Annotated in this window: 16 protein-coding genes; 11 read left to right on the forward strand and 5 right to left on the reverse strand. The window is 69.2% G+C overall.

The genetic code is table 11. The annotated features are described in order from the left end of the window. Positions 1–249 precede the first annotated feature (249 nt). Complete coding sequence (locus AC51BJ_RS01010; RefSeq protein WP_496279041.1) at positions 250–654, forward strand: putative zinc-binding protein; 405 nt, start codon at positions 250–252, stop codon at positions 652–654. Between the two features lie 67 nt (positions 655–721). After that, positions 722–1,441, forward strand: a complete 720-nt coding sequence (locus AC51BJ_RS01015) for a hypothetical protein (protein WP_496279042.1) — start codon at positions 722–724, stop codon at positions 1,439–1,441. Between the two features lies 1 nt (position 1,442). Here the strand turns inward: AC51BJ_RS01015 and AC51BJ_RS01020 are convergent, their stop codons facing one another. Further along, entirely contained in the window at positions 1,443–2,909 is a 1,467-nt protein-coding gene (locus AC51BJ_RS01020) for a YdgA family protein (protein ID WP_496279043.1), read from the reverse strand. Between the two features lie 531 nt (positions 2,910–3,440). Next, positions 3,441–5,198, reverse strand: a complete 1,758-nt coding sequence (locus AC51BJ_RS01025; protein WP_496279044.1) for a PQQ-dependent methanol/ethanol family dehydrogenase — start codon at positions 5,196–5,198, stop codon at positions 3,441–3,443. 577 nt (positions 5,199–5,775) lie between these two features. Between AC51BJ_RS01025 and AC51BJ_RS01030 the strand changes: the two genes are divergently transcribed. From AC51BJ_RS01030 to AC51BJ_RS01055, 6 genes are all read left to right on the forward strand, one after another. Next, the gene (locus AC51BJ_RS01030; protein WP_496279045.1) at positions 5,776–6,240 is read left to right on the forward strand and encodes a hypothetical protein; all 465 of its coding nucleotides are present in this window, start codon (positions 5,776–5,778) and stop codon (positions 6,238–6,240) included. Continuing rightward, positions 6,237–6,620: a hypothetical protein gene (locus AC51BJ_RS01035; protein ID WP_496279046.1), complete on the forward strand. Its 384-nt coding sequence runs from the start codon at positions 6,237–6,239 to the stop codon at positions 6,618–6,620. The genes AC51BJ_RS01030 and AC51BJ_RS01035 overlap by 4 nt, the downstream gene beginning before the upstream one ends. Next, a complete protein-coding gene (locus AC51BJ_RS01040; RefSeq protein WP_496279047.1) occupies positions 6,617–7,231 on the forward strand; it encodes a hypothetical protein in 615 nt (204 codons plus the stop codon). The genes AC51BJ_RS01035 and AC51BJ_RS01040 overlap by 4 nt, the downstream gene beginning before the upstream one ends. Continuing rightward, on the forward strand, positions 7,228–7,476 hold the full coding sequence (locus tag AC51BJ_RS01045) for a S4 domain-containing protein (protein ID WP_496279048.1): 249 nt from the start codon (positions 7,228–7,230) through the stop codon (positions 7,474–7,476). The genes AC51BJ_RS01040 and AC51BJ_RS01045 overlap by 4 nt, the downstream gene beginning before the upstream one ends. 82 nt (positions 7,477–7,558) lie before the next feature. Next, the gene (locus AC51BJ_RS01050) at positions 7,559–9,280 is read left to right on the forward strand and encodes a tetratricopeptide repeat protein (RefSeq protein WP_496279049.1); all 1,722 of its coding nucleotides are present in this window, start codon (positions 7,559–7,561) and stop codon (positions 9,278–9,280) included. A 76-nt stretch (positions 9,281–9,356) separates the two neighbouring features. Continuing rightward, a complete protein-coding gene (locus AC51BJ_RS01055) occupies positions 9,357–12,197 on the forward strand; it encodes an EAL domain-containing protein (protein WP_496279050.1) in 2,841 nt (946 codons plus the stop codon). A gap of 32 nt (positions 12,198–12,229) precedes the next feature. Here the strand turns inward: AC51BJ_RS01055 and AC51BJ_RS01060 are convergent, their stop codons facing one another. Genes AC51BJ_RS01060 through AC51BJ_RS01070 form a run of 3 tightly spaced genes read right to left on the reverse strand, consistent with a single transcriptional unit; the run spans position 12,230 to position 15,041 of the window. Continuing rightward, the gene (locus AC51BJ_RS01060) at positions 12,230–13,606 is read right to left on the reverse strand and encodes a sensor histidine kinase (RefSeq protein WP_496279051.1); all 1,377 of its coding nucleotides are present in this window, start codon (positions 13,604–13,606) and stop codon (positions 12,230–12,232) included. After that, positions 13,603–14,367: a fused MFS/spermidine synthase gene (locus tag AC51BJ_RS01065; RefSeq protein WP_496279052.1), complete on the reverse strand. Its 765-nt coding sequence runs from the start codon at positions 14,365–14,367 to the stop codon at positions 13,603–13,605. Before AC51BJ_RS01065 ends, AC51BJ_RS01060 begins: the two co-directional genes overlap by 4 nt. Beyond that, positions 14,364–15,041, reverse strand: a complete 678-nt coding sequence (locus AC51BJ_RS01070; RefSeq protein WP_341422443.1) for a response regulator transcription factor — start codon at positions 15,039–15,041, stop codon at positions 14,364–14,366. The genes AC51BJ_RS01065 and AC51BJ_RS01070 overlap by 4 nt, the downstream gene beginning before the upstream one ends. Before the next feature lie 173 nt (positions 15,042–15,214). Here AC51BJ_RS01070 and AC51BJ_RS01075 point away from each other — a divergent pair, with 173 nt between their 5' ends. Genes AC51BJ_RS01075 through AC51BJ_RS01085 form a run of 3 tightly spaced genes read left to right on the forward strand, consistent with a single transcriptional unit; the run spans position 15,215 to position 20,555 of the window. Further along, a complete protein-coding gene (locus AC51BJ_RS01075; protein ID WP_496279053.1) occupies positions 15,215–16,450 on the forward strand; it encodes a TolC family protein in 1,236 nt (411 codons plus the stop codon). Further along, entirely contained in the window at positions 16,447–17,508 is a 1,062-nt protein-coding gene (locus AC51BJ_RS01080) for an efflux RND transporter periplasmic adaptor subunit (protein WP_496279054.1), read from the forward strand. The genes AC51BJ_RS01075 and AC51BJ_RS01080 overlap by 4 nt, the downstream gene beginning before the upstream one ends. Further along, complete coding sequence (locus tag AC51BJ_RS01085) at positions 17,508–20,555, forward strand: efflux RND transporter permease subunit (RefSeq protein WP_496279065.1); 3,048 nt, start codon at positions 17,508–17,510, stop codon at positions 20,553–20,555. Before AC51BJ_RS01080 ends, AC51BJ_RS01085 begins: the two co-directional genes overlap by 1 nt. The last annotated feature ends 11 nt before the right edge of the window (positions 20,556–20,566 follow it).

The raw sequence follows: 20,566 nt of genomic DNA on the forward strand, positions 1-20,566 counted from the left end.
TTGCGGTGCAGGGCAGACATCCATCGTGACAGCACGGACCGGCGGTGGTTCGCGCAATCCTTGTCGCAACGCAAGGCGGCGCGACGGCCGGGACTCCAGACTATCAAAGGCCTGTCCGTATTCGACCCCGTTCTTCCCCGCGTGTCGGGCCCCGGCGGCCCGGCGCTGTCCGGGGGCACGGTCGGTGGATGCGAACAGCCTCCAGCGTCGGCTGCCTGAGTCGCCGACGCACCGGCAAGGAGAATCGTCTTGAGCGCCCGTCACCGCCAGTTGCCCCTCGTCTATGCCTGCTCCGGCTGTTCCAGCGCCGCGCAGATGGCCAATCACATCGCCGTGAAGCTGGACCGCAGCGAGCGGGCCGAAATGTCCTGCATCGCTGGCGTCGGTGGCAATGTCGATCACCTGGTGCGCATCGCCCGCTCCGGTCGCCCCATCCTCGCGCTCGACGGCTGCCCGCTGGAATGCGTGCGCAGCAGCCTGGCTCAGCGCGACGTCGTTCCGACCCGCCAGCTGCTGCTGCACGAGCACGGCGTGCGCAAACGCCAGCACGGCGAATTCGACGCCGACGAGGCGGAGCGGCTGTTCGAACTGGCCGCCGGCATCGCCGCCGAACTGATGCCGCACGACGTGTCGGCTGAATGCGCGAAAGACTGATCCGGATCAACGCAGCGTCGTCGGCACCTGCTTGACTGAAAGTCCGGACAACAAAAAGGACAGGGCGATGAAACAAGCTGGATTGCGGGCAATGCAGCGCGCAGGTGCGGCGACGTTGACAGCGGTGGCGTTGCTGGCAACGGTGCCGGCCGAGGCGGTGACGCGACTCAGCTTTTCGGGCGTGGTGGACAGCCTCAGCGTCGGCTATGCGCTTCCCGGGATCGATGTCGGCGACGAGATCGCGGGGTCACTGCTGTACGACCCGTCGGTCGCCGACGGTCAGCCGCTGAACTGGATAGGCTATTACCCGGGTGCAATCACCGGCTTCAACGCGACCATCGGCGCGCTGACCTTCACCCAATACACCGCGCAGTCGCCGAACAGCGAAATCGACGTGATCAACGACGACTTCGCGGGCGGGCTGTACCGCGACAACCTCTATTTCCGCGTGGCGGTCGCGGAAGCGGCGACGCCCGACGTGGCGCGCTTCCTGCAGCTGAGCTTTTCGGTGGCCGGGACGACGCGGCCCGGCGTGCTGGTTAATGACACACTTCCGGCCGAGTTCGACCTGCTGGAATTTTCGCTGCGACGCGGTTTCATCACCGTGCTGCCGCCAGGCGCGAGCCAGGGCAACAACTTCGTGCTGAATTCGGTCACCGTGGCGCCGGTGCCCGAACCGCGCATGTCGCTGCTGATGCTGGCCGGGCTGTCACTGCTGTGGCTGGGCGCCCGCCTGCACGAGCGCCGCCGGAGGCCGGCCGCGTCGGCGACGACGCGGCCCGGCTGACTTACTCGGCCAGTGCCGACGGTGCCGGCTGCGCCATCGCGGCCGGGTTGAAGGGCAGGCCGTTCACGGTGAGCTGGCCCTTGCTGAAGGCGATCTTGGCCGACAGCTGGCCGTCGGCGCGGGTGACATAGCCCTGGCCGGTCAGCGGCTGCAGCGTCTGTTCGAACTGGGCGTCGGCCATCGCCGCCAGTTCGTCCGGGTCGGCGTCGTCGCCGACCACGGCCAGCAGGCCGGCCTTGTTACGTTCGACCATCATGCTGCGCACCAGTGCCTCCGGCAGCGATACGGCGCCGCTGGCATCGACCTTGCCGATCAGACCCAGCGGATTGGCCAGTTCGTCGGGCGTGATCGCTGGCAGCGACACCTTCACGTTCATCGAGGCGGGGCCCTGCGGCGTGTTGACCGACAGGCGGTCGATGGCGACGACCGGCGCGTGACCGAGCAACTCGATCGCCGGCCCCATCAGCTGCCCCATCTGCGCCTGCATGGCCTGCGGATTGGTGATCAGCGTCGGATCCGCCGACATCGTCATGAAGCTGCGGTACAGGCGCGAGGCGGTGCGCGCGTGCAGGTGGCGCATCGAGACATCGTAGTGTGCCGGGCCGTAGGCGGTGCCGGCCACGTCGACCTTCTCGGCGCCGATGCGGGCGATCAGGTCGATGAAGTCGCCGTCCCTGGGCACATCGGCTTCGTACACCAGCTTGCCCAGCGCGATCTTCGGCAGTGCGCCGCTGCGGTCGTCCACGGTGATCGCGTCGATGGTGAAACGCTGCAGGCCGGAGTACAGCAGCGGATCGTCGTCGAACAGACGCGTCTGCTCGCCGGTCAGGCCGAGACCGCTCAGCACGATGTGCGTGCCCTTGGCGTCGGTCACTTCCAGCTTCGGCGCGTTGCCGCTCATCGTGTAGCGGGCCATGCCCTCTTCGAAGTCGACGCGCGCGGTGATGCCGTCCCAGCTCACGCGCATCGCGTCGTCGTCCTCCGCCGGCACGTCGAACACGAAGGCCGGGCTGGACAGTTCGCTGCGGCCGCCACCGGCGAAGTGGTAGACGGTGCGCAGATCCAGCGGCTTCCGGTCGCCGAACACCTTGCGCACCATTTCGAGCGCCTCGCCTTCGAGCACCAGTTCCGACTGTGCGAGGCCGGCGTCGAACTCGGCACCGCCCAGCCACGGCCCGTGGCGGATATCGGTGCGCACGGTCAGCCGTATCGGCTCCATCGTTTCCTCCTCGCCGGCTGCCTGCAGCGCGCGCGCGGTGTCGCCCATCAGTTCGATAGTGACGGTTTCGGTCGACGAGAACAGGCCGCGCTGATAGTCGCGCTTGAGCAGCTTTACGTTCGGAATGCCCTCGACCTGCTTTGCCTGGCTGTCGTGCGAATTCTGTATGCGCTGGCCCAGGTACCAGGCGCCGCCGGTGTAGGCGATAAGCGGAAGGGCGATGACGGCGAGCGCGGCGGCTTTCTTCATGAGGGGTCCCGTTTGGATGCGGATGGAATGTGAAGCGGGCGGCATCGTGACACGATAAGCCGGTGCCCGCTGTGACATCGCACGCGTTCGCGCGGGAATCGGTCGGACTGGGGGGCGACGGCTTCGATCCCGGCCGCAATCGCGAGCAAGCTCGCTCCCACAGAAACCCGGCTCCGACGGTGGATCGGGAGTGTGTTCGTGGGTGCGACCTCTGGTCGCGATACGGCGTCGGAAGACCGAGGGCTTCGATTCGGGCGGCCGTCGCGAGCAAGCTCGCGCCCACGGCCCTCAGCGCGCCGACGCGGTGACGGTACGGGTAGGCGCGTCGGTCGTGACGTCGGGCAGGCTGGCGATCAGCAGTGCGAGGCCGAGCAGGGCGGCGGCGGTACGGGTGCTCATGTCCATATGCAGAAGTACAAAAAAAGACCGGCGCACGAGGCGCCGGTTGCGCTCACCCGGTACAGGCGAACACCATGAGGAGACGTTGTCCCGGGTGGCTGTCGCGCCACGCCGGGTCGGCGGGTGGGGTGCTCAGTCCTTCATCAGTTTGAACACCCACATCGAACCGCCCTGGTTCAGATAGCTCACCTTCTTGGCGACGTCGCCGCCCCATAGCGGCACTGCGCCGCCCCAGCCGGCCGTCACGGCGACGTACTGTTCGCCGTCCTGTTCCCAGGTGATCGGGGGCGCGACGATGCCGGTGCCGACCTGGAAGGACCACAGTTCCTTGCCGGTCTTCGCGTCGGCTGCCTTGAAGAAGCCCTCCGGCGTGCCCCAGAACACCAGGCCGCCCTTGGTCGTCATCGCGCCGCCCCACAGCGGCGCGTTGTTGGTGATTTCCCACACCACCTTGCCGCTCTTCGGATCGACCGCGCGCAGGGCGCCGATGTAGTCGCCGCCGATGTCCTTCGGGTCGGCGGTCTTGATCGTGAAGCCGGCGCCGAGGTAAGCCGCACCCTTCTTGTAGGTGATCGGCTCGTTCCAGATTTCCATGCTCCACTCGTTGGCCGGCACGTAGAACAGGCCGGTGTCGGGGCTGTAGGCCATGGGCATCTGGTTCTTGCCGCCGAGGAAGGACGGCGACACGTGCACCACCGAGCCTTTCTTGCCGTCGTCGCTGGCGGTCGGGTCGCCCGGGCGCTTGGCCGGGTCGTAGATCGGGCGGCCGTTCTCGTCCAGGCCCTTGGCCCAGTCCAGCTTCTTGACGAAGGGGAAGCCGCGCTCGAACTTGCCGGTGTTCGCGTCCAGCACGTAGAAGAAGCCGTTGCGGTCGGCCTTGCCGCCGAGTCGCTTGCCGCCGGCGTCGAAGGTGACGAATTCGTTGGTGCCGTCGTAGTCCCAGCCGTCGTTCGGCGTGCCCTGGAAGTGCCACTTGATCTGGCCGGTGGCGACGTCGATGGCCACCGTCGAGCAGGAGTACAGGTTGTCGCCGGGGCGCAGGTGGCTGTTCCACGGCGCCGGGTTGCCGGTGCCGAAGTAGGCGAGGCCGGTCTTCGCGTCGAAGGTGCCGCCGAGCCAGGTGGCCGCACCGCCGGTCTTCCACAGGTCGCCCTGCCAGCTGGCGTTGGTGGTGCCGCTGATGCCGTTGTCGACCTTGTTGCCGGACTCGTCGAACTTGTAGCCCATGTGGCCTTCAATGGTCGGGCGCACCCACACCATCTTGCCGGTCTTCGCGTCGCGCGCCTCGACGCGGCCGATGATGCCGAATTCGCCGCCGGACACACCGGTCAGCACCAGGCCCTTGGCGATGATGGGCGCGGCCGACGACGAGTAGCCGGCCTGGTAGTCGTCGATCTTCTCCTTCCACACCACCTTGCCGGTGTTCTGGTCGAGCGCCACCAGCTGCGCGTCCAGCGTGGCGTAGATGACCAGATTGTCGTAGACGGCGGCGCCGCGGTTGATCACGTCACAGCAGGGCATGATGCCTTCGGGCAGACGGTGCTCGTAGGACCACAGCTTGCGGCCGGTCTTGGTGTCGAGCGCGAAGATGCGCGAGTAGGACGCGGTGATGAACATCTTGCCGCCGACCACCAGAGGCTGCGCCTCCTGGCCGCGCTGCTTCTCGCCGCCGTAGGAGTAGGACCAGGCAGGCACCAGGCGCTTGACGTTCTTCGTGTTGATCTTGGTCAGCGGGCTGTAGCGCTGGCCTTCCGTCCCCATGCCCCAGGACAGCACGTCGCCGGTCGTGCGTGCGTCGTTCTCGATGTCGGCAGTGGTGACGCCGGCATGCACCGGGCCGCTGTGGGCGAAGGCGGCGAGGATGAACAGGGCAAGGGTGGATCGCTTCATGTGTCGTCTCCGTCTGTGCGGATCGGTGTCCGCGGATGGAGCGGCAGACGCAAGGCGCGTACCAGAGCCGGGAATCCGTCCCTGCGCGACGCCTCGTTCCGCCCGAAAGCCTTGCCGGGCGCGGACGGCCGCCGTGCGGTCCGGTGCGCGTGGGTGACTGGCGGCGGCGTCCGCCGCGGACAGGAATCGAACGTGGCGACCGCGGCCGCCGTCCGGATTCCGGACTGCCCGGCGTCCATAAGGATGACTGGCCGAGAGAACGGTGGGCGTTCTAGGGTCTGTTGCCATTGAATCGCGGGCCGCGCGCGAATCCCGATGCGTCCGGATCAAGGCGGGCCGACGCCGGCTGACTGGCCGTCAGGCCAGGAGGCCCAACGCGGAGCTGGGCGCATCGGGACTCGCGCCCTCCGGGTTTGCAGCGTGCGAGGCACGGGCTGCGTTGCACTTCTCGTCGAGACGGCCAGTCTCGACTTCGTCGCACGCCTTGCCCGTGCCTCGCACGCTGCAAACGCGGCTCGTGATTCAATGGCAACAGACCCTAAACTGCACTCACCACGTCGTCATCGCTGGAACCGTCATGAACATCCGCCTGCCGATACTGTTGCTCGCCGGCCTGACGGCGCTGCCCGCTGCCGTGGCCGCTGCGCCCGGCGGCATACCGTCCGACGGGCGTCACTGCGCGCTGCAGACGCCGCCGCCGGACGCCGGCGCCTACGTGACCCCGGGCGGCTTCCTGCTCGCTTTTCCGCGCAACAGCGGCGTTGGCCGCGACTACACCGGCTGCCGCACGCTGTGGGTGGTGCAGGGACCGGACGACACGCCGCTGCTGATGCGGCTCTACTTCCGCGGCGGCCGGCTGGCGGTCGCCGAGGCGCAGGACGGCCGCGGTGGGCGCGACGTGCGCCGGTGTGTGCTGCCCTCGACCGACCGCGCCTGCGCCGGGCTGCAGGACAACCCGCTGGTTGCGCTCGATCTGCCGACCTGGCCGCGCGTCTGCACCGAACAGCCGGATGAGCCCGCATGCGCGCAGGACCCGGAATGAGGGCAGCTGCGCTGGCCCTGGCCGCACTGCTTGCCGCTGCGCCCTCGGCAGCCGGCGCGACGGACGCTGGCCGTGAGTTCGATGCCTTCATCGAACGTTTCCGCACCGCCCTGCGCGCACGCGACGCCGCGGCGATCGCCGACCTGACCCGCCTGCCCTTCCTGTACGAAGGCCGCCGCCTCGACCGCGCCGCTTTCGTGCAGGTCGTGCCCACACTGTTCGATGCGCGCCTGAGCGCTTGCCTGGCGAAGGCACGGCCGCAGGCGGAGGGCGCCGATCGTCTGCTGTACTGCGCGCCCTACACCTTCCATCTGCGCGCCGACGCCAGCGGCCGCTGGCGGCTCGCCGAGTTCGCGGCTGACGGGGAGGACATGCCGTGAAGTGGCAGCCGGTCTACGACGTGTCCGGCCAGGGCGCCCCGGAGTTCCACGGCTACGTCCTGTTCGGACTGGCGCTGCTCGCCGTCGCGGGTGGCTTCTGGCTGCGCGCGCGCCGGCGCGGCGAAAGGTCGGGTACCGCGCGCGTGATCGCGCTCTTCGCGCTGCTGATTGCCGCGCTCGGCTACGGCGTCAACACCTGGGACCGCAACCGGCTGGCTGACCATCTCGCGGCTGGTCGCGTGCTGACGGTCGAAGGTCCGGTGTTCGCGCATGCGCAGTGGCGCGAGGACATCACACATCCGGGGCAGGGCAGCACCCGCCGCTTCCAGAACTGGGAGCGCATCGTGGTCGGCGGCGTCACCTTCATCTGGTCGCCCGGGGCGCACCAGGCCGCCTTCACCAACGCGCAGACACCGCCGCTCGCGCTGCGCGACGGCCTCTGGCTGCGGGTGACCTGGGTCGAGGACGCGCCGGACGAGGCGACGCAGCGGCGCATCGTGAAACTGGAAACCGGCGATCCGCCACCCGATGCGACCCCGTGGGGCGTGCCGGCCAAGGTGTTGCCGGACGCACCCTATCCGTCGGTACTGGTGATGCCGGGGCAGCGATGAAGTCATTCCATCGTCGCAGCGCCCGACCGGCGCCTGCGCCCGCCGCCAAGGAAAGACCGGTGCCGGAGCGCCACGGCCGGGTGCGCATCGACGCGCTGCTGGTCGAGCGCGGGCTGGCGCCGTCGCGTGCTGCGGCGCAGCGCCTGATCGATGCCGGTGTCGTGCTGCTGAATGGACAGCCCGTCACCCGGTCCTCGCATACCGTGGCGGCCGATTGCTGCATTGCACTTCGTGCGGAGGACTGAGCGTGGTCAACTGGCGCTGCCGCTTTGCTCGCTATATATATGCGCCCGGCGTCCGCTCCAACCTGCAACCCGCACCGACATCATGAAGCCCACGCAAGCCTCCGCCCGTCAGCCCGGCCCCGGCGAACTGCAGCCGGTATTCAATCTGTACAACGCCGGCCGTCTGGCCGAAGCGGCGAACGCGGCGCGCCAGTTGCTGGCCCGCTATCCCGGCGCCGTGGTGCTGCACAGCGTGCTCGGCTCTGCACTGGCCAGTCTCGGCCGGCTGGACGAGGCGGAGGCCGCTTTCGCGGCCGCGGTGAAGGCGAATCCCGGCTCGGCCGAACTGCTCAGCAATCTCGGTCTGGTGCAGCAGCAGCGCGGCCGGCTGGACGAGGCGCTCGCCACCTACACCCGTGCGGTGGCGATCAAGCGCGACTTCCCCGAACTGCTCTACAACATGGGCGTCGTGCAGGACGCCCTCGGCCGTCGCGACGACGCGGCCGCGAGCTACCGCCGCGCCATCGCGCTGCAGCCACGCTTCGCGCTGGCGCTGTTCAACCTGGGCACCGTGCTCGACCGTCAGGGCGCGCCGGACGACGCGATCGCGACCTACCGTCGCGCGGTCGAGGCCGAGCCGGGTTTCGTCGAGGCGTGGTCGAATCTGGGCGCCGCGCTGCAGAAGGCAGGCGACGCCGAGCAGGCGGTGGCCTGTTACCAGAAGGCGCTGGACATCCAGCCGACGGCGACGGCCTGGTTCAACCTCGGCACCGCGCAGCGCGCCTACGGTCTGATGATGGATGCTGCCGAAAGCTACCGCCGCGCCATCGCACTGGCGCCGGCCTACGCCGACGCACACAGCAACCTCGGCGAAGTCCTGCGCGATCAGGGCGACGGCGAGGGCACGCTGGCCGCCTTCCGCGCCGCCCTCGCGCTCGATGCGGAGCACGGCATGGCCAATTACAACCTCGGCCTGCTGCACCACGACCTGCACGAGTACGACAAGGCGCTGCCGTATTTCGAGCGCGCCCGTGTGCTCGACTGGCAGGACCGCGTGCTGTACTGCCTGTACAAGCTACGCCGCAGCGACGAATTCGAGGCGCGGCTGCACGGCCTGCTCGACAGCCGACACCGCTCGCCGATGATCGCCACGCTGTCCGCCCACCACGCGCGCAACCGGCGCACGGCCGACCCTTACCGCTTCTGTCCTGACCCGTTGGCGCTGGTCCATCATGGTCACCTCGACGCGCTGACCGACGCCCGCGACAGCCTGCACGCCGATCTGCTGCGCGACATCGCGAACGCCGACATCCAGAGCAGAAAGCAGGGGCGGCTGTACTACGGCATCCAGTCCTCCGGCCACCTGTTCCGCCGCGGCGAAACGTCGATCGCGCGGCTGGTCGGGCTGATCCGCGACGAGGTCGCGCGCTACCGCGCCACGCTGGCGGCGCACGACTGCGTCTATGCGCAGGACTTCCCGGCGCGCACCGAATTCGCCAGTTCCTGGTACGTGAAGATGAGCAAGGGCGGCCACCTGACCTCGCACATCCACGAAGAGGGCTGGCTGTCCGGCGTGCTCTACCTGGCGATGCCGTCGGACCGGCCGGCGGGCAGCACGGCCGGTGGCATCGAATTCAGCACCGACGGCGACGATTATCCGCGCGAGCACGACGATTTCCCGCGCCGGACCCTGCTACCGGTGGTCGGCGACATCGTGCTGTTCCCGTCCTCGCTGTTCCACCGGACGATTCCGTTCGAATCGAACGAGGAACGCATCTGCATCGCGTTCGACGTGAAGCCGGCCGACGGGGAAAGCGGGCACTGAGGTGAGCGACAAGCATTCCGCCCGGTCCGTATCTTCACGGTTCGAAAGGCGGATCCTTGGCGCATTCCTGCTGGCCGTGCTGATCGTGTCCGGCATGGCGGCAATGACCTGGAAGGTTGCCGACGACGCCAATGCGGCCGCGCTGCGCGTGGCGCACACGCACGACGTGCTGAACGGCCTGGCGCGCGTGCGCGTCGAGACGTTGCAGATAGAACTCAGCACACAGAACTTCAGGCTGACCGGTGATCCGGCGCGGCTGAACGAGCGCGACCGGGCGATCGCCCGCCGCGAGATCGAGCTGGACCGCGTGCGCACGCTCACCTCCGACCATCCGGCGCAGAGTGCGCGCTGGGCGCAGCTGCGCGAGGTGATCGACCAGCGGCTGGGCCTCTCGCGCCGGATCGAAGCGCTGCGCAGAAACGAAGGCCAGGACGCCGCCAACGCCTTCGTGGCCGCGGCGCCGCTGCGCGAGACGCGCGAGCGCGTCGATCGCATCCTGGGCGAGATGGACAACGAGGAGCGTCGGCTGCTGGTCGACCGGAACGTCGCTCAGAAGCACTCGAGCGACCTGCTGGTCGGTGCCGGCGGGGCCGTGCTGATACTGATGCTTGCGCTGCTCGGCGGCACCTACGGGCTGATACGGCGACAGCTGCGCGCGAGCGAAGGGCATCTGCGCACGGTCATCAGCCGTGTGCCGGCGCTGATCGCCTATGTCGATGCGCAGCAGCGCTACGTGTATGTGAACCGCCACTACAGAGAGCGCTTTGCGCCTCATCACGCGGACATCGCCGGTCGCTCGGTGCGCGAGGTGCTCGGCGAGACGCGCTACGCGATCGCCGCGCCGCTGATCGAGAAAGTCCTGAAGGGCGAGCCGCAGAACTACGACTGGGAACCCTTTCCGGGCGTCTGGCAGGTGATCAACTACATGCCGCGGCAGGACGAACGCGGCGAGGTGACCGGCTACTACGTGCTGGGCGCTGACATCACCGAGCGCAAGCGCGCCGAGGAAAGGATACGTCTGCTCAACGGCGAACTCGAGCAGCGCGTGCGCGAGCTGGAACAGGTAAGCCGTGCCCTGCGCACGCTCAGCGCGGGCAATCGCGCGATGCTGCGCGCCACCGGCGAACGCGAACTGCTGGACAGCATGTGTCGCGCGCTGGTTGAAATCGGCGCCTACCCGATGGCGGTGGTCTGGTTGCGCAACGCCGCCGGTGCCTACGTTCCGACCGCCCAGTGCGGCCATCCGGACGGCATCGACGGACTGCGCGCATGGGCGGCCGCCAACGCGCCAGCGGTGCGCGCGGCGATGGACGCCATCGTCGCCGACGGGCAGATGCGTTTCGTCAGCGACACCGAGCGGGCCGGCGACGATGCGCTGCCACCGCTGCCGGCTCCCGTGCCCGGCGGGGTGGTCGCCTGCCCGCTGCGGGTGGGGGGCAGCGGCATCGGTCTGCTGACCGTTCATCGGGCGGCCAGCGAAGGTTTCGGCGACGAGGAAATGTCGCTCATCGGCGAGTCGGCCGACGATCTGGCCTACGGTGTATCCACGCTGCGAACGCACGCCGAACAGGCGCGCACGCGGGAAGCCATGTACCGGCTGACCCAGTACGACCTGCTCACCGGTCTGCCCAACCAGACCCTGTTCAGCGACACGCTGGCGGCCGAACTGCGCAGCTGCCGTCAGCACGAACGCCCGTTCGCACTGCTGCAGATGAATATCGAGCGGCTCAGCGAGATCAACGACGCGCTCGGATTCACCCAGGGCGACCAGATCCTGTGCGAATTCGGCGGCCGGCTCAGTCGTGCGACGCCGGACGGTGTCTTCGTGGCGCGACTGCGCGGCGACGAATTCGCGCTGCTGTTGCCGGACAGCGACCGTGCCGCTGCGCTGTCGATGGCGCGTCGCTTGCGCGAGGTGCTGTCGCAGCCCTTCCAGCTGGTCGAGTTGCCGATCGATGTATCGACGCGGACCGGCATCGCGCTTTATCCGGATCACGGATCAACGCCGCACGACCTTTACCGGCACATGGACATCGCCGTGCGCCAGGCGAAGAGGCAGGGCGTCGACTGCGTCGTGTTCGATCCGGCTCTGTATCCCGCGCCTTCGCACCGCCTGAACATGGCCGGCGATCTGCGACGCGCGATCGAGGCGGACGACCTGCGGCTCTATCTGCAGCCCAAGGTCGATATGCGCAATGGCATCGTCTGCGGTGCCGAAGCGCTGGTGCGCTGGCAGCACGCGACGCGTGGCCTGATTCCGCCGTCCGAGTTCATCGAACTGGCCGAGCACACCGGCCTGATCCGGCCGCTCGCCGAGTGGATGATCGCGCGCGTGCTGCGCCTTAACCGGCAATGGGACGACGCGGGGCGCGCGCTGCCCATCGCGGTGAATCTGTCGGCGCGCAATCTGCGCGACGAGGACCTGGTGGACAAGATCCGCCAGATGCTGGCGCACTGGGGCACCGCGAGCGGACTGCTCGAAATCGAGATCACCGAGAGCGCCGTGATGGAAGACGCCGACTTCGCGCTGCGCGTGCTGCACGGTTTGCGCGCAGAAGGCATACGGCTCTACATCGACGACTTCGGAACCGGTTACTCCTCGCTCAGCTATCTGCAGAAGCTGCCGGTCGGTTGCATCAAGATCGACCAGTCTTTCGTGCGTGCGATGGCGGTCAGCAGCGATTCGGCCGCCATCGTCCGCTCGACGATAGACCTCGTGCATGACCTCGGACGCAAGGTGGTGGCCGAGGGCGTCGAGACGCAACAGCACTGGGACGCGCTGTGCGCGCTCGGCTGCGACGTCGCGCAGGGCTATCTCATTGCCCGGCCGATGCCGGCAGAAGACTTCCCGGCGTGGCTGGATCGCTACCGGCCAATGCGCGCCAGCGATCCGGCGGACGAGCACGGGGCGTCCTGAGTTCCGGCCGCGCGACGTGTGCTGTGGGCCGTTCAGTGCCGGTCGGCTGGTCTGGCCGGCAAGCGCAGCGTGACGGCGAGGCCGGGCGCGGCGTCGTCAAGTGCAATGGTGCCGCGGTGCAGGGCGACCACCGACTGCACCAGACTCAGGCCGAGGCCGAGGCCGGGCGTGTCGCGCGCACTTTCCAGCCGGTACAGGCGCTCGAACACGCGCTCGCGCTCGGCGGCCGGAATGCCCGGCCCTTCGTCGCGCACGCACAGCCGCCAGTCGTCGCCGTCGCGTGTCAGCGACAGCTCGACCGTGCCGCCGTGCGGGCTGTACTTGATGGCGTTGTCGATCAGGTTGAGCACGGTCTGGAACAGCAGGTCGCGGTGGCCCGTGCAGGCAGCGCCTTCCGGGGCGCTGACGACGAGGCGCAGGCCGCGCTCCTCGGCCAGCGGCTCCATCAGTTCGATGGCGTCACGCACCAGGCGGCCGACATCCAGTTCGCTGAATTCGCTGCGCAGCAGGCCGGAATCGACGCGCGCGATGCGCAGCAGCGACTGGAAAGTGGACAGCACCTGGTCGACGTCGGCCAGATTGCGCTCCAGCCAGTCCGGCAGTTCGTCCGCCGTGGGCGGATGGCTCAACGCCGCCTCGATGCGCGCACGGTGACGGGTGAGCGGCGAGCGCAGATCGTGCGCGATGTTGTCGGTGGCGCCGCGCACGGTGGCGATCAGCCGCGCGATGCGGTCGAGCATGCCGTTCAGCGTCTGCGCCAGGCGGTCGAATTCATCCGCGCCGTCGCCGCTGCGCAGCGGCACCCGGTGCTGCAGATCGCCGTCCATGATCTGCTGCGCGGCGCGCCGTATCGTTTCGACCGGCCGCAGTGCGGCGCGGGTGATCAGGTAGCCGCCACCCAGCGAGGCGAGCAGCATCAGGCCGAAGCTCACCAGCGCGGCGCGGCGGATGTCGCTGCGCACCTGTTCGACCTCGTATTCGTCGAAGCCGACGAGCAGCCGGCTGCCGTCCGGCAGGCGCACCCAGCGGGCGACGATCTCGGTTTGTCCGCGGTGGAGCAGGCTGGGCAGGCGCAAGGGCAGGCTCTCGCGGCCGGCGCTGTCCGGCCAGCGGTCCAGGTTGCCGATCAGCAGGTTGCCGGCTGCGTCCTCCAGCCGGTAGACGCGGTCGTGATTGGCCGAGCGCACGTCCAGCCGCTGGCGGATCAGGCCGCTGATGCCGCGCACGCCATCAACCCGGAACTCGGCGGTGAGGATGTCCAGCTCGGCTTCGACACTTTCCTCGACGTGGCCCAGCATGTACTGCCCGGCCAGCCAGGTCACCAGCATCAGCAGCAGGCCGAAGCCGGCGGCGAGCAGGGCGCTGTTGGCCAGCGTCAGCCGGGCGCTGGTGCTCAGGCGCAGGCTCATTGCTCGCTGTCGGCCAGTGCGCGCCGCCGGCCGTCGATCAGTGCGCGTGCGATGCCGGGCAGGGCGATGCCCAGCCGCGCTTCGAGTGCGCGGGCACGCTGCGCCAGCTTCATTTCCGACAGCCGGAAGGCGTTACCGCGGGCGGCGAACACGATGCGGTTGTCGCCATCGGTGGTGTCGACGACGCTGACCGAGCGGGCGAAGCTGGCCGCCACGCGCTCGACCCAGGCGCTGTTCAGCGCATCGCCGGCGTACATGTTGATGGCCAGCACGCCGCCGTCGCGCAGCGCGGCGTGGCAGTCGTCGTAGAAGCGCTGCGTGGTCAGCGCCGCCGGCATGCCACCGATGTCGAAGCCGTCGACCCACAGCAGGTCGAAGGCGCGGTCGTGCGCCGCAACCCACTCGGCGCCGTCGGCGCAGGTGACGGTCAACCTGTCATCGTCCGGCGGGATGTGGAAGCGATCGCGCAGCGCGATCACCGCTGGCGAGATCTCGGCCACCGTCATGCGCGCCTGCGGCAAGTGGCGGTGGCAGGTCTTGACCAGCGAACCGCCGCCGAGACCGACCATGCCGATGTGGCCGGGGTCAGGCACGAACAGCAGCGACGCTATCATCAGGCGCGAGTATTCGAGCACCAGCCGCTCCGGTGCGGCGGCGTCCATCGTGCTCTGTACCGCCAGTTCGCTGAAGGCCAGCGTGAGCTGGCCGTCCTGTTCGACCAGATAGGGCTGGCCGGCGTCGACCTCGTCGCGTCCGCTCATGAGGGGGCGCGCAGGCAGTAGCCGCTGCCGCGCAGCGTGTGGATCAGCGGTGGCCAGGGCGGGCGATCCACCTTGGCGCGCAGGCGCGAAATGTGTACATCGATGACGTTGGTTTGCGGGTCGAAGTGGTAGTCCCACACGCCTTCGAGCAGCATGGTGCGGGTGACCACCTGGCTGGCGTGGCGCATCAGGAACTCGAGCACGCGGTATTCCTGCGGCTTGAGCGCGATCTCCTCGCCGCCGCGCCGCACCGTGTGCGTCATGCGGTCGAGTTCGAGGTCGGCCACGCGCAGCACCGATTCGGCCACCGGCATCAGGCCACGTCGGGTGATCACCTCCAGCCGCGCCTGCAGTTCGGACATCGCGAACGGTTTCACCAGATAGTCGTCACCGCCAGCGCGCAGGCCGCGTATGCGTTCGTCGACCTGGCTCAGCGCGCTCAGGATGAGCACTGGCACGCGCGAGCCGGTGGCACGCAGCGCGGCCAGCATCGAAAGACCATCCATCTGCGGCATCAGGCGGTCGAGCACGATGGCGTCGTACTGCTCGCCGGTGGCGAGGAACAGCCCCTCGCGGCCGTTCGGCGCGTGGTCGACCGCGTGGCCGGCTTCGCGCAGGCCGCGGCAGATGAATCCGGCGATTTCGCTGTCGTCCTCGACGACCAGGATGCGCATGTCGGTGGGAACTGGAGTAAGGGTCTGCACGCGCCCGCCGGGCGCGAATCCGGACGCCATTCTGCCTGCACGCCGTGTGGCCGCAACATGAACAGACGTTCATGTTGCGTTCACCCTGCGGCAAGCCGCCTGAGCGCAAGCTTGCCGACTGTCCGTATCCGTCGATTGCGTCCATGCGCTCCGTCCTTCTGTTCTCCTGTGTGCTGCTGTGCCCGCCGGCATGGGCGCAGTCGCTGACCGCGCACGCCGATGAGCACGAGCAGCCGGTGCTGCGCGACAGTGCGCTGACGCTGTCGCGTGCGCTCGATCTGGCGACCGGCCGCGCACCTGGCAGCGCGCTGCCGCAGGCGCGCATGAATGAGTCACGCGCGCTCTCCGCCCGCGCCGACAGCGTGCTGTCCGGCCCGCCGGCGGTGCAGATGCGCTACCAGACCGACCGTCTGCCCGGCCACACCGGGCTGCGCGAACTCGAAGCCGGGCTGGAGCTGCCCTTGTGGCGGTCCGGCCAGCGCGACGCGCTGCGGCGCGAGGCCGACGCCGGCCGGCTGCAGTCGGAAGAGGAATTGCGCGCCTACCGCTGGCGCGTGGCCGGTGACCTGCGCGAGCAGCTCTGGCGCGTGCTGCAGGCCGAAGCCGAAGTGACGCTGGCCGATGCCGACGTCGATCTTTACCGCGCGCTGGAAGACGACGTGGCGCGGCGCATCCGCGCCGGCGACGCGGCGCCGGTGGAGAAGCTGTCGGCCGAAACGGCCCGCCGCGAACGCGATGCCGTGCTGTACGAGGCGCAGGTCGAGCTGGCGCACAGCCTGTTCGGCTGGACCGCGCTGACCGGGCAGAAGGCGCTGCCGCAGCAGGTGCGCGAAGCGGTGGCGACACAGGCAACGGGCTATCCGCCGGTGCTGATGGCGCAGGCCCACGTCGAGCGGGCGCGCAGTGCGCTCGGCACGCTGCAGGCGCAGGGCAGCGGCGTCCCGCGCCTGCTGGTCGGCGTGCGCTCGGAAACGGCGGCCGACATGCCCACCACCGACAGCGTCGGCGCGACGATTTCCATCCCTTTTGGTGGCGAGGCCCACCGCAGCGCTGCGCTGTCGCCGGCGCAGATCGAACTGGCGCGCGCCGAGGACGAGCTGGCGTTCGCCCGCCGCAATGCCGAACTGGCGCTGCATGAGGCTGAACACGAACTGCACGCGCGCGAACAGGCGCGCACGCTGGCGCTCGGTCAGAAAGAAGTCGCCGAGCGCGAGGTCGAACTGGGGCGCCGCGCCTACCGCCTCGGCGAAACATCGCTGGCCGAGCGCCTGCTGGTCGAGGCGCGCGCAGCCAGCGCACGCCGCGCCGCGGCGCTGGCCGAAATCGCCTGGTCGCGCGCCGTCGCGCGCTACAACCACAGTCTGGGAATACTGCCTTGAAACCCTTTGCTGCCTTACTTCTGCTCGGCCTGATCACCGCTTCGGCGCAGGCCGCCGACATCGTGCTCGCACCGACCCAGATGCAGCGTCTCGGTGTGCGCGAAGCGCTGCCGGTCGAGGCAAAGAGTGCGCTGGCTACGCCGTGGTCTGCGCGCGTGGTCGCTTCGCCCGATGCCGAGTGGGTGGCGACCGCACCGTCCGGCGGCGTGGTCGTGCGGGTACCGGTGGCCGAAGGCCAGCAGGTGACGGCCGGCGCTGTGCTGGCGGAGCTGCGCAGCGCCGACCTGCCGGACATGGGCGCGTCGCTGTCGCAGGCGCGCACCGCAGCCGAACTGGCGCGCGGCAACCGCGAGCGCGACCGCGCGCTGCATGCCGAAGGGCTGATCGCCGAGCGCCGCGTGCGCGAGTCGGAGGCGGCCGCGGCGCAGGCCGACGCTGCGCTGGCGGCCGCACAGTCGCGCTTGCGCCTGATGGGGGTGTCGGCGGCCGACGCTTCGGCCGGCCGCATCCAGGTCCGCGCCACGGCCGCTGCGACCGTGCTCGAACGGATGGCGCTGCCCGGTCAGCGCGTGAACGAGGCGGACCCGCTGCTGCGCCTGGCCGATGCGAACAGGCTCATGCTGGAACTGAACCTGCCGGTCGCTCAGGCGGCGTCGGTGCGCGAGGGCGACCTGATCGAGGTCGACGGAAGCGCCGGCAGGGCGCGGGTGACGCAGATAGGCTGGGGCGCGTCGGACGCCACGCAGACCGTGCGTATCCGCGCCGAACTACCACCGACGAAGAACGGGCTGCGGCCCGGCCAGTGGGTCACGGTGCGTCGCAGCGCGACGGCAGCCGCCGCCTGGTCGGTGCCGGCGGGCGCGCTGCTTCATCACGACGGCAGGAGCTGGGTGTTCATGCGCTCCGCGCAGGGCTTCCGCGCGGTTGAGGTACAGGTGCTGTCGCAGGACAGCGCGCAGGCCACCGTCAGTGGCACGCTCGACGCGAAGGCCCCGGTCGCGGTCAGCGGGGTGGCGGCGATCAAGGCGGTGTGGCTGGGCCACGGCGGAGCCGAATGATGCTCGACGCCCTGACCCGCGGCGCGCTCGCGCGCCCGCTGCTCACCGTGCTGGCGGCGCTGCTGCTGATCGCCGTCGGCCTCAATGCGGCGATGAACCTGCCGATCGACGCCTTCCCCGACGTGTCGGCACCGCAGGTGAAGATCATCGTCAAGCTACCCGGCATGACGCCGGAAGAGATGGAAACGCGCGTCACCACGCCGATCGAGATCGAAATGCTGGGCCTGCCTAAGCAGACCATGCTGCGCTCGACCAGCAAGTACGGCCTCACCGACGTCACCATCGATTTCGAGGACGGCACTGACATCTACTGGGCGCGCAACCAGGTGAGCGAGCGGCTGAACGGCATCATGGGCGACCTGCCGCCGGGCCTGACCGGCGGGCTGGCGCCGATCACCACGCCGCTGGGCGAAATGTTCATGTTCACGGTCGAAGGCGATCTGCCGATCGCCGAGCGGCGCGCGCTGCTCGACTGGGTGATCCGTCCGGCGCTGCGCACGGTGCGCGGCGTGGCCGACGTGAACGTGCTGGGCGGCCTGGCCAGCGCCTATGAAGTGGTGCCGGACGCCGCCCGCATGGCCGCCACCGGCATCACGCTTGATGAACTGCGGACCACGCTGGAGCGTTTCAACCGCAACGACGGTGCAGGCCGCATCAACGAAGGCGAGGAAACGCTGCTGGTGCGCGTGCAGGGCCGCCTCACCTCGCTCGACGATATCGGCCGTCTGGTCGTGCACGCGACACCGACCGCCCAGGTGCGGGTGGCCGACATTGCCGAGGTGAAGCTGGGCGCGCTCACCCGCATGGGCGGCGTCACCCACAACGGCGAGGGCGAGACGGTGCAGGGCCTCGTGCTCGGCCTGCGCGGAGCCGACGCGCAGCAGGTGGTGGCCGGCGTGCGTGCCCGGCTGGAGGAAGTGCAGGCGGCGCTGCCTGCCGGTGTGAAGGTGGTGCCCTTCTACGACCGCGGCGAACTGGTGGCCAGCGCCGTCGGCACGGTGTCGAAGGCGCTGCTGGAAGCGGTGGTGCTGGTCGGCGTCATGCTCTACCTCTTCCTCGGCAATCTGCGCGCCGCGCTGGCGGTGGCGGTGGTGCTGCCGCTGTCGGCGCTGTGGACCTTCCTGCTGATGCGACAGTTCGGCCTGTCGGCCAACCTGATGAGCCTGGGCGGACTGTCGATCGCCATCGGCCTGCTGGTCGACGCTGCCGTCGTGGTGGTCGAGAACGTGGTCGCCCATCTGCACGAGCCGGGTGCCGACCAACGACCACGGCAGCAGGTGGTGCTGGACGCGGTGCGCGAGGTGGCGGTGCCGACCACTGCCGGCATCGTCATCATCGCGCTGGTATTCGTGCCGCTGCTGAGCCTGCAGGGGCTGGAGGGCAAGCTGTTCGCGCCGGTGGCGCTGACCATCGTGTTTGCGCTGGCCGGTTCGCTGCTGCTGTCACTGACTGTCATACCGCTGCTGGCGCGGCTCACTTTGAGTGCGAAGTCGCACGCCGATCCCTGGCTGCCGCGCACGCTCGCCCGGCTCTACGCACCGTTGCTGCAGAAGGCGCTCGCCGCACCGGCGGTGGTGGGCAGCATTGCCGGGCTGCTCGGCGTCGTCGCCGTAGTGCTGTACATGGGGCTGGGCAAGACCTTCATGCCGACGATGGACGAGGGCAGCCTCATCGTGCAGCTGGAGAAACTGCCGTCCATCAGTCTCGATGCGTCGCTGGCGATCGATACCCAGTTCCAGCGCGCGCTGAAGGAGCGGGTGCCGGAGGCGCTGCAGGTGGTGGCGCGTGCCGGCTCGGACGAGATCGGTCTCGATCCGATGGGCCTGAACCAGACGGATACCTTCATCAGCCTGCCGCCGGGCGTCGACAAGCCGGCGATCATCCATCGCATCCGCGAACTGCTGAACGAGTTTCCGGGCGTGGCCTACGCCTTCACGCAGCCGATCGAAATGCGGGTATCGGAGATGATTCTCGGCGTGCGCGGTGATCTGGCGATCCGCATCTTCGGCCCGGATCTCGACGTGCTGAACCGCAAGGCGGAGGAGATCGCCGAAGTGCTGCGCGCGACACCGGGTGCCGAGGACGTCTTCTTCGTGCGCAACGAAGGCGTGCAGTATCTGCGCGTCGTGCCTGACAACGACGCGCTGGCGCGTGCCGGACTGGACATCGACACGCTGGCGGCCGGCCTGCGTGCGCAGATCGAGGGCGAGCGGGTGGGGCTGATCCAGCAGCTGGAGCGGCGCATTCCGCTGCTGGTGCGCGCCCGCGGCAGTACGGCGGCGGCCGACGAACTGGCGCAGCTGCCGGTGGCGCTGCCGGGCGGTGGGCGCATCGCGCTCGGACAGATCGCGCGCTTCGAGCGCGTCGGCGGGCCGGTGCAGATCAACCGCCAGTTGGGCAGCCGCAACATGGTGGTGATCGCCAACGTCGGCGGGCGCGATCTGGTCGGCTTTGTCGAGGACGCTCGCGCGCAGGTGCAGCAGAAGGTCGAGCTGCCGCCGGGCTACCGGCTGACCTGGGGTGGCGAGTTCGAGAACCAGCAGCGCGCGGCGCAGCGGCTGGCACTCGTGGTGCCGGCGGCGCTGGTGCTCATCTTCCTCATCCTCTACAGCACCTTCGATTCGCTGCGCCAGGCTGCGCTGGTGATGGCCAACGTCCCGTTCGCGATGATAGGCGGCGTGTTCGCCCTGGCGCTGTCCGGCGAATACCTGTCGGTGCCGGCGTCGGTCGGTTTCATCGCGCTGCTCGGCATCGCGGTGCTCAATGGCGTGGTGCTGGTGAGCTATTTCAACCAGTTGCGCGCGACCGGCCTGTCCATGCTGGACACCGTGGTGCACGGTGCGCAGCGCCGGCTGCGGCCGGTGCTGCTGACGGCGTCGATGGCGGCCCTCGGTCTGGTGCCTCTGCTGTTCGCCACCGGGCCCGGTTCGGAAATCCAGCGGCCGCTTGCAATCGTTGTCATTGGCGGCCTGGTTTCTTGTACTGCGTTAACACTGCTGCTGCTGCCCATCCTGTACAAGCGGTTCGGCGAGCGATCCGCCGCCTGACGATTTCATTC

It is taken from the genome of Methyloversatilis sp. S146-33 (genome assembly GCF_059552495.1).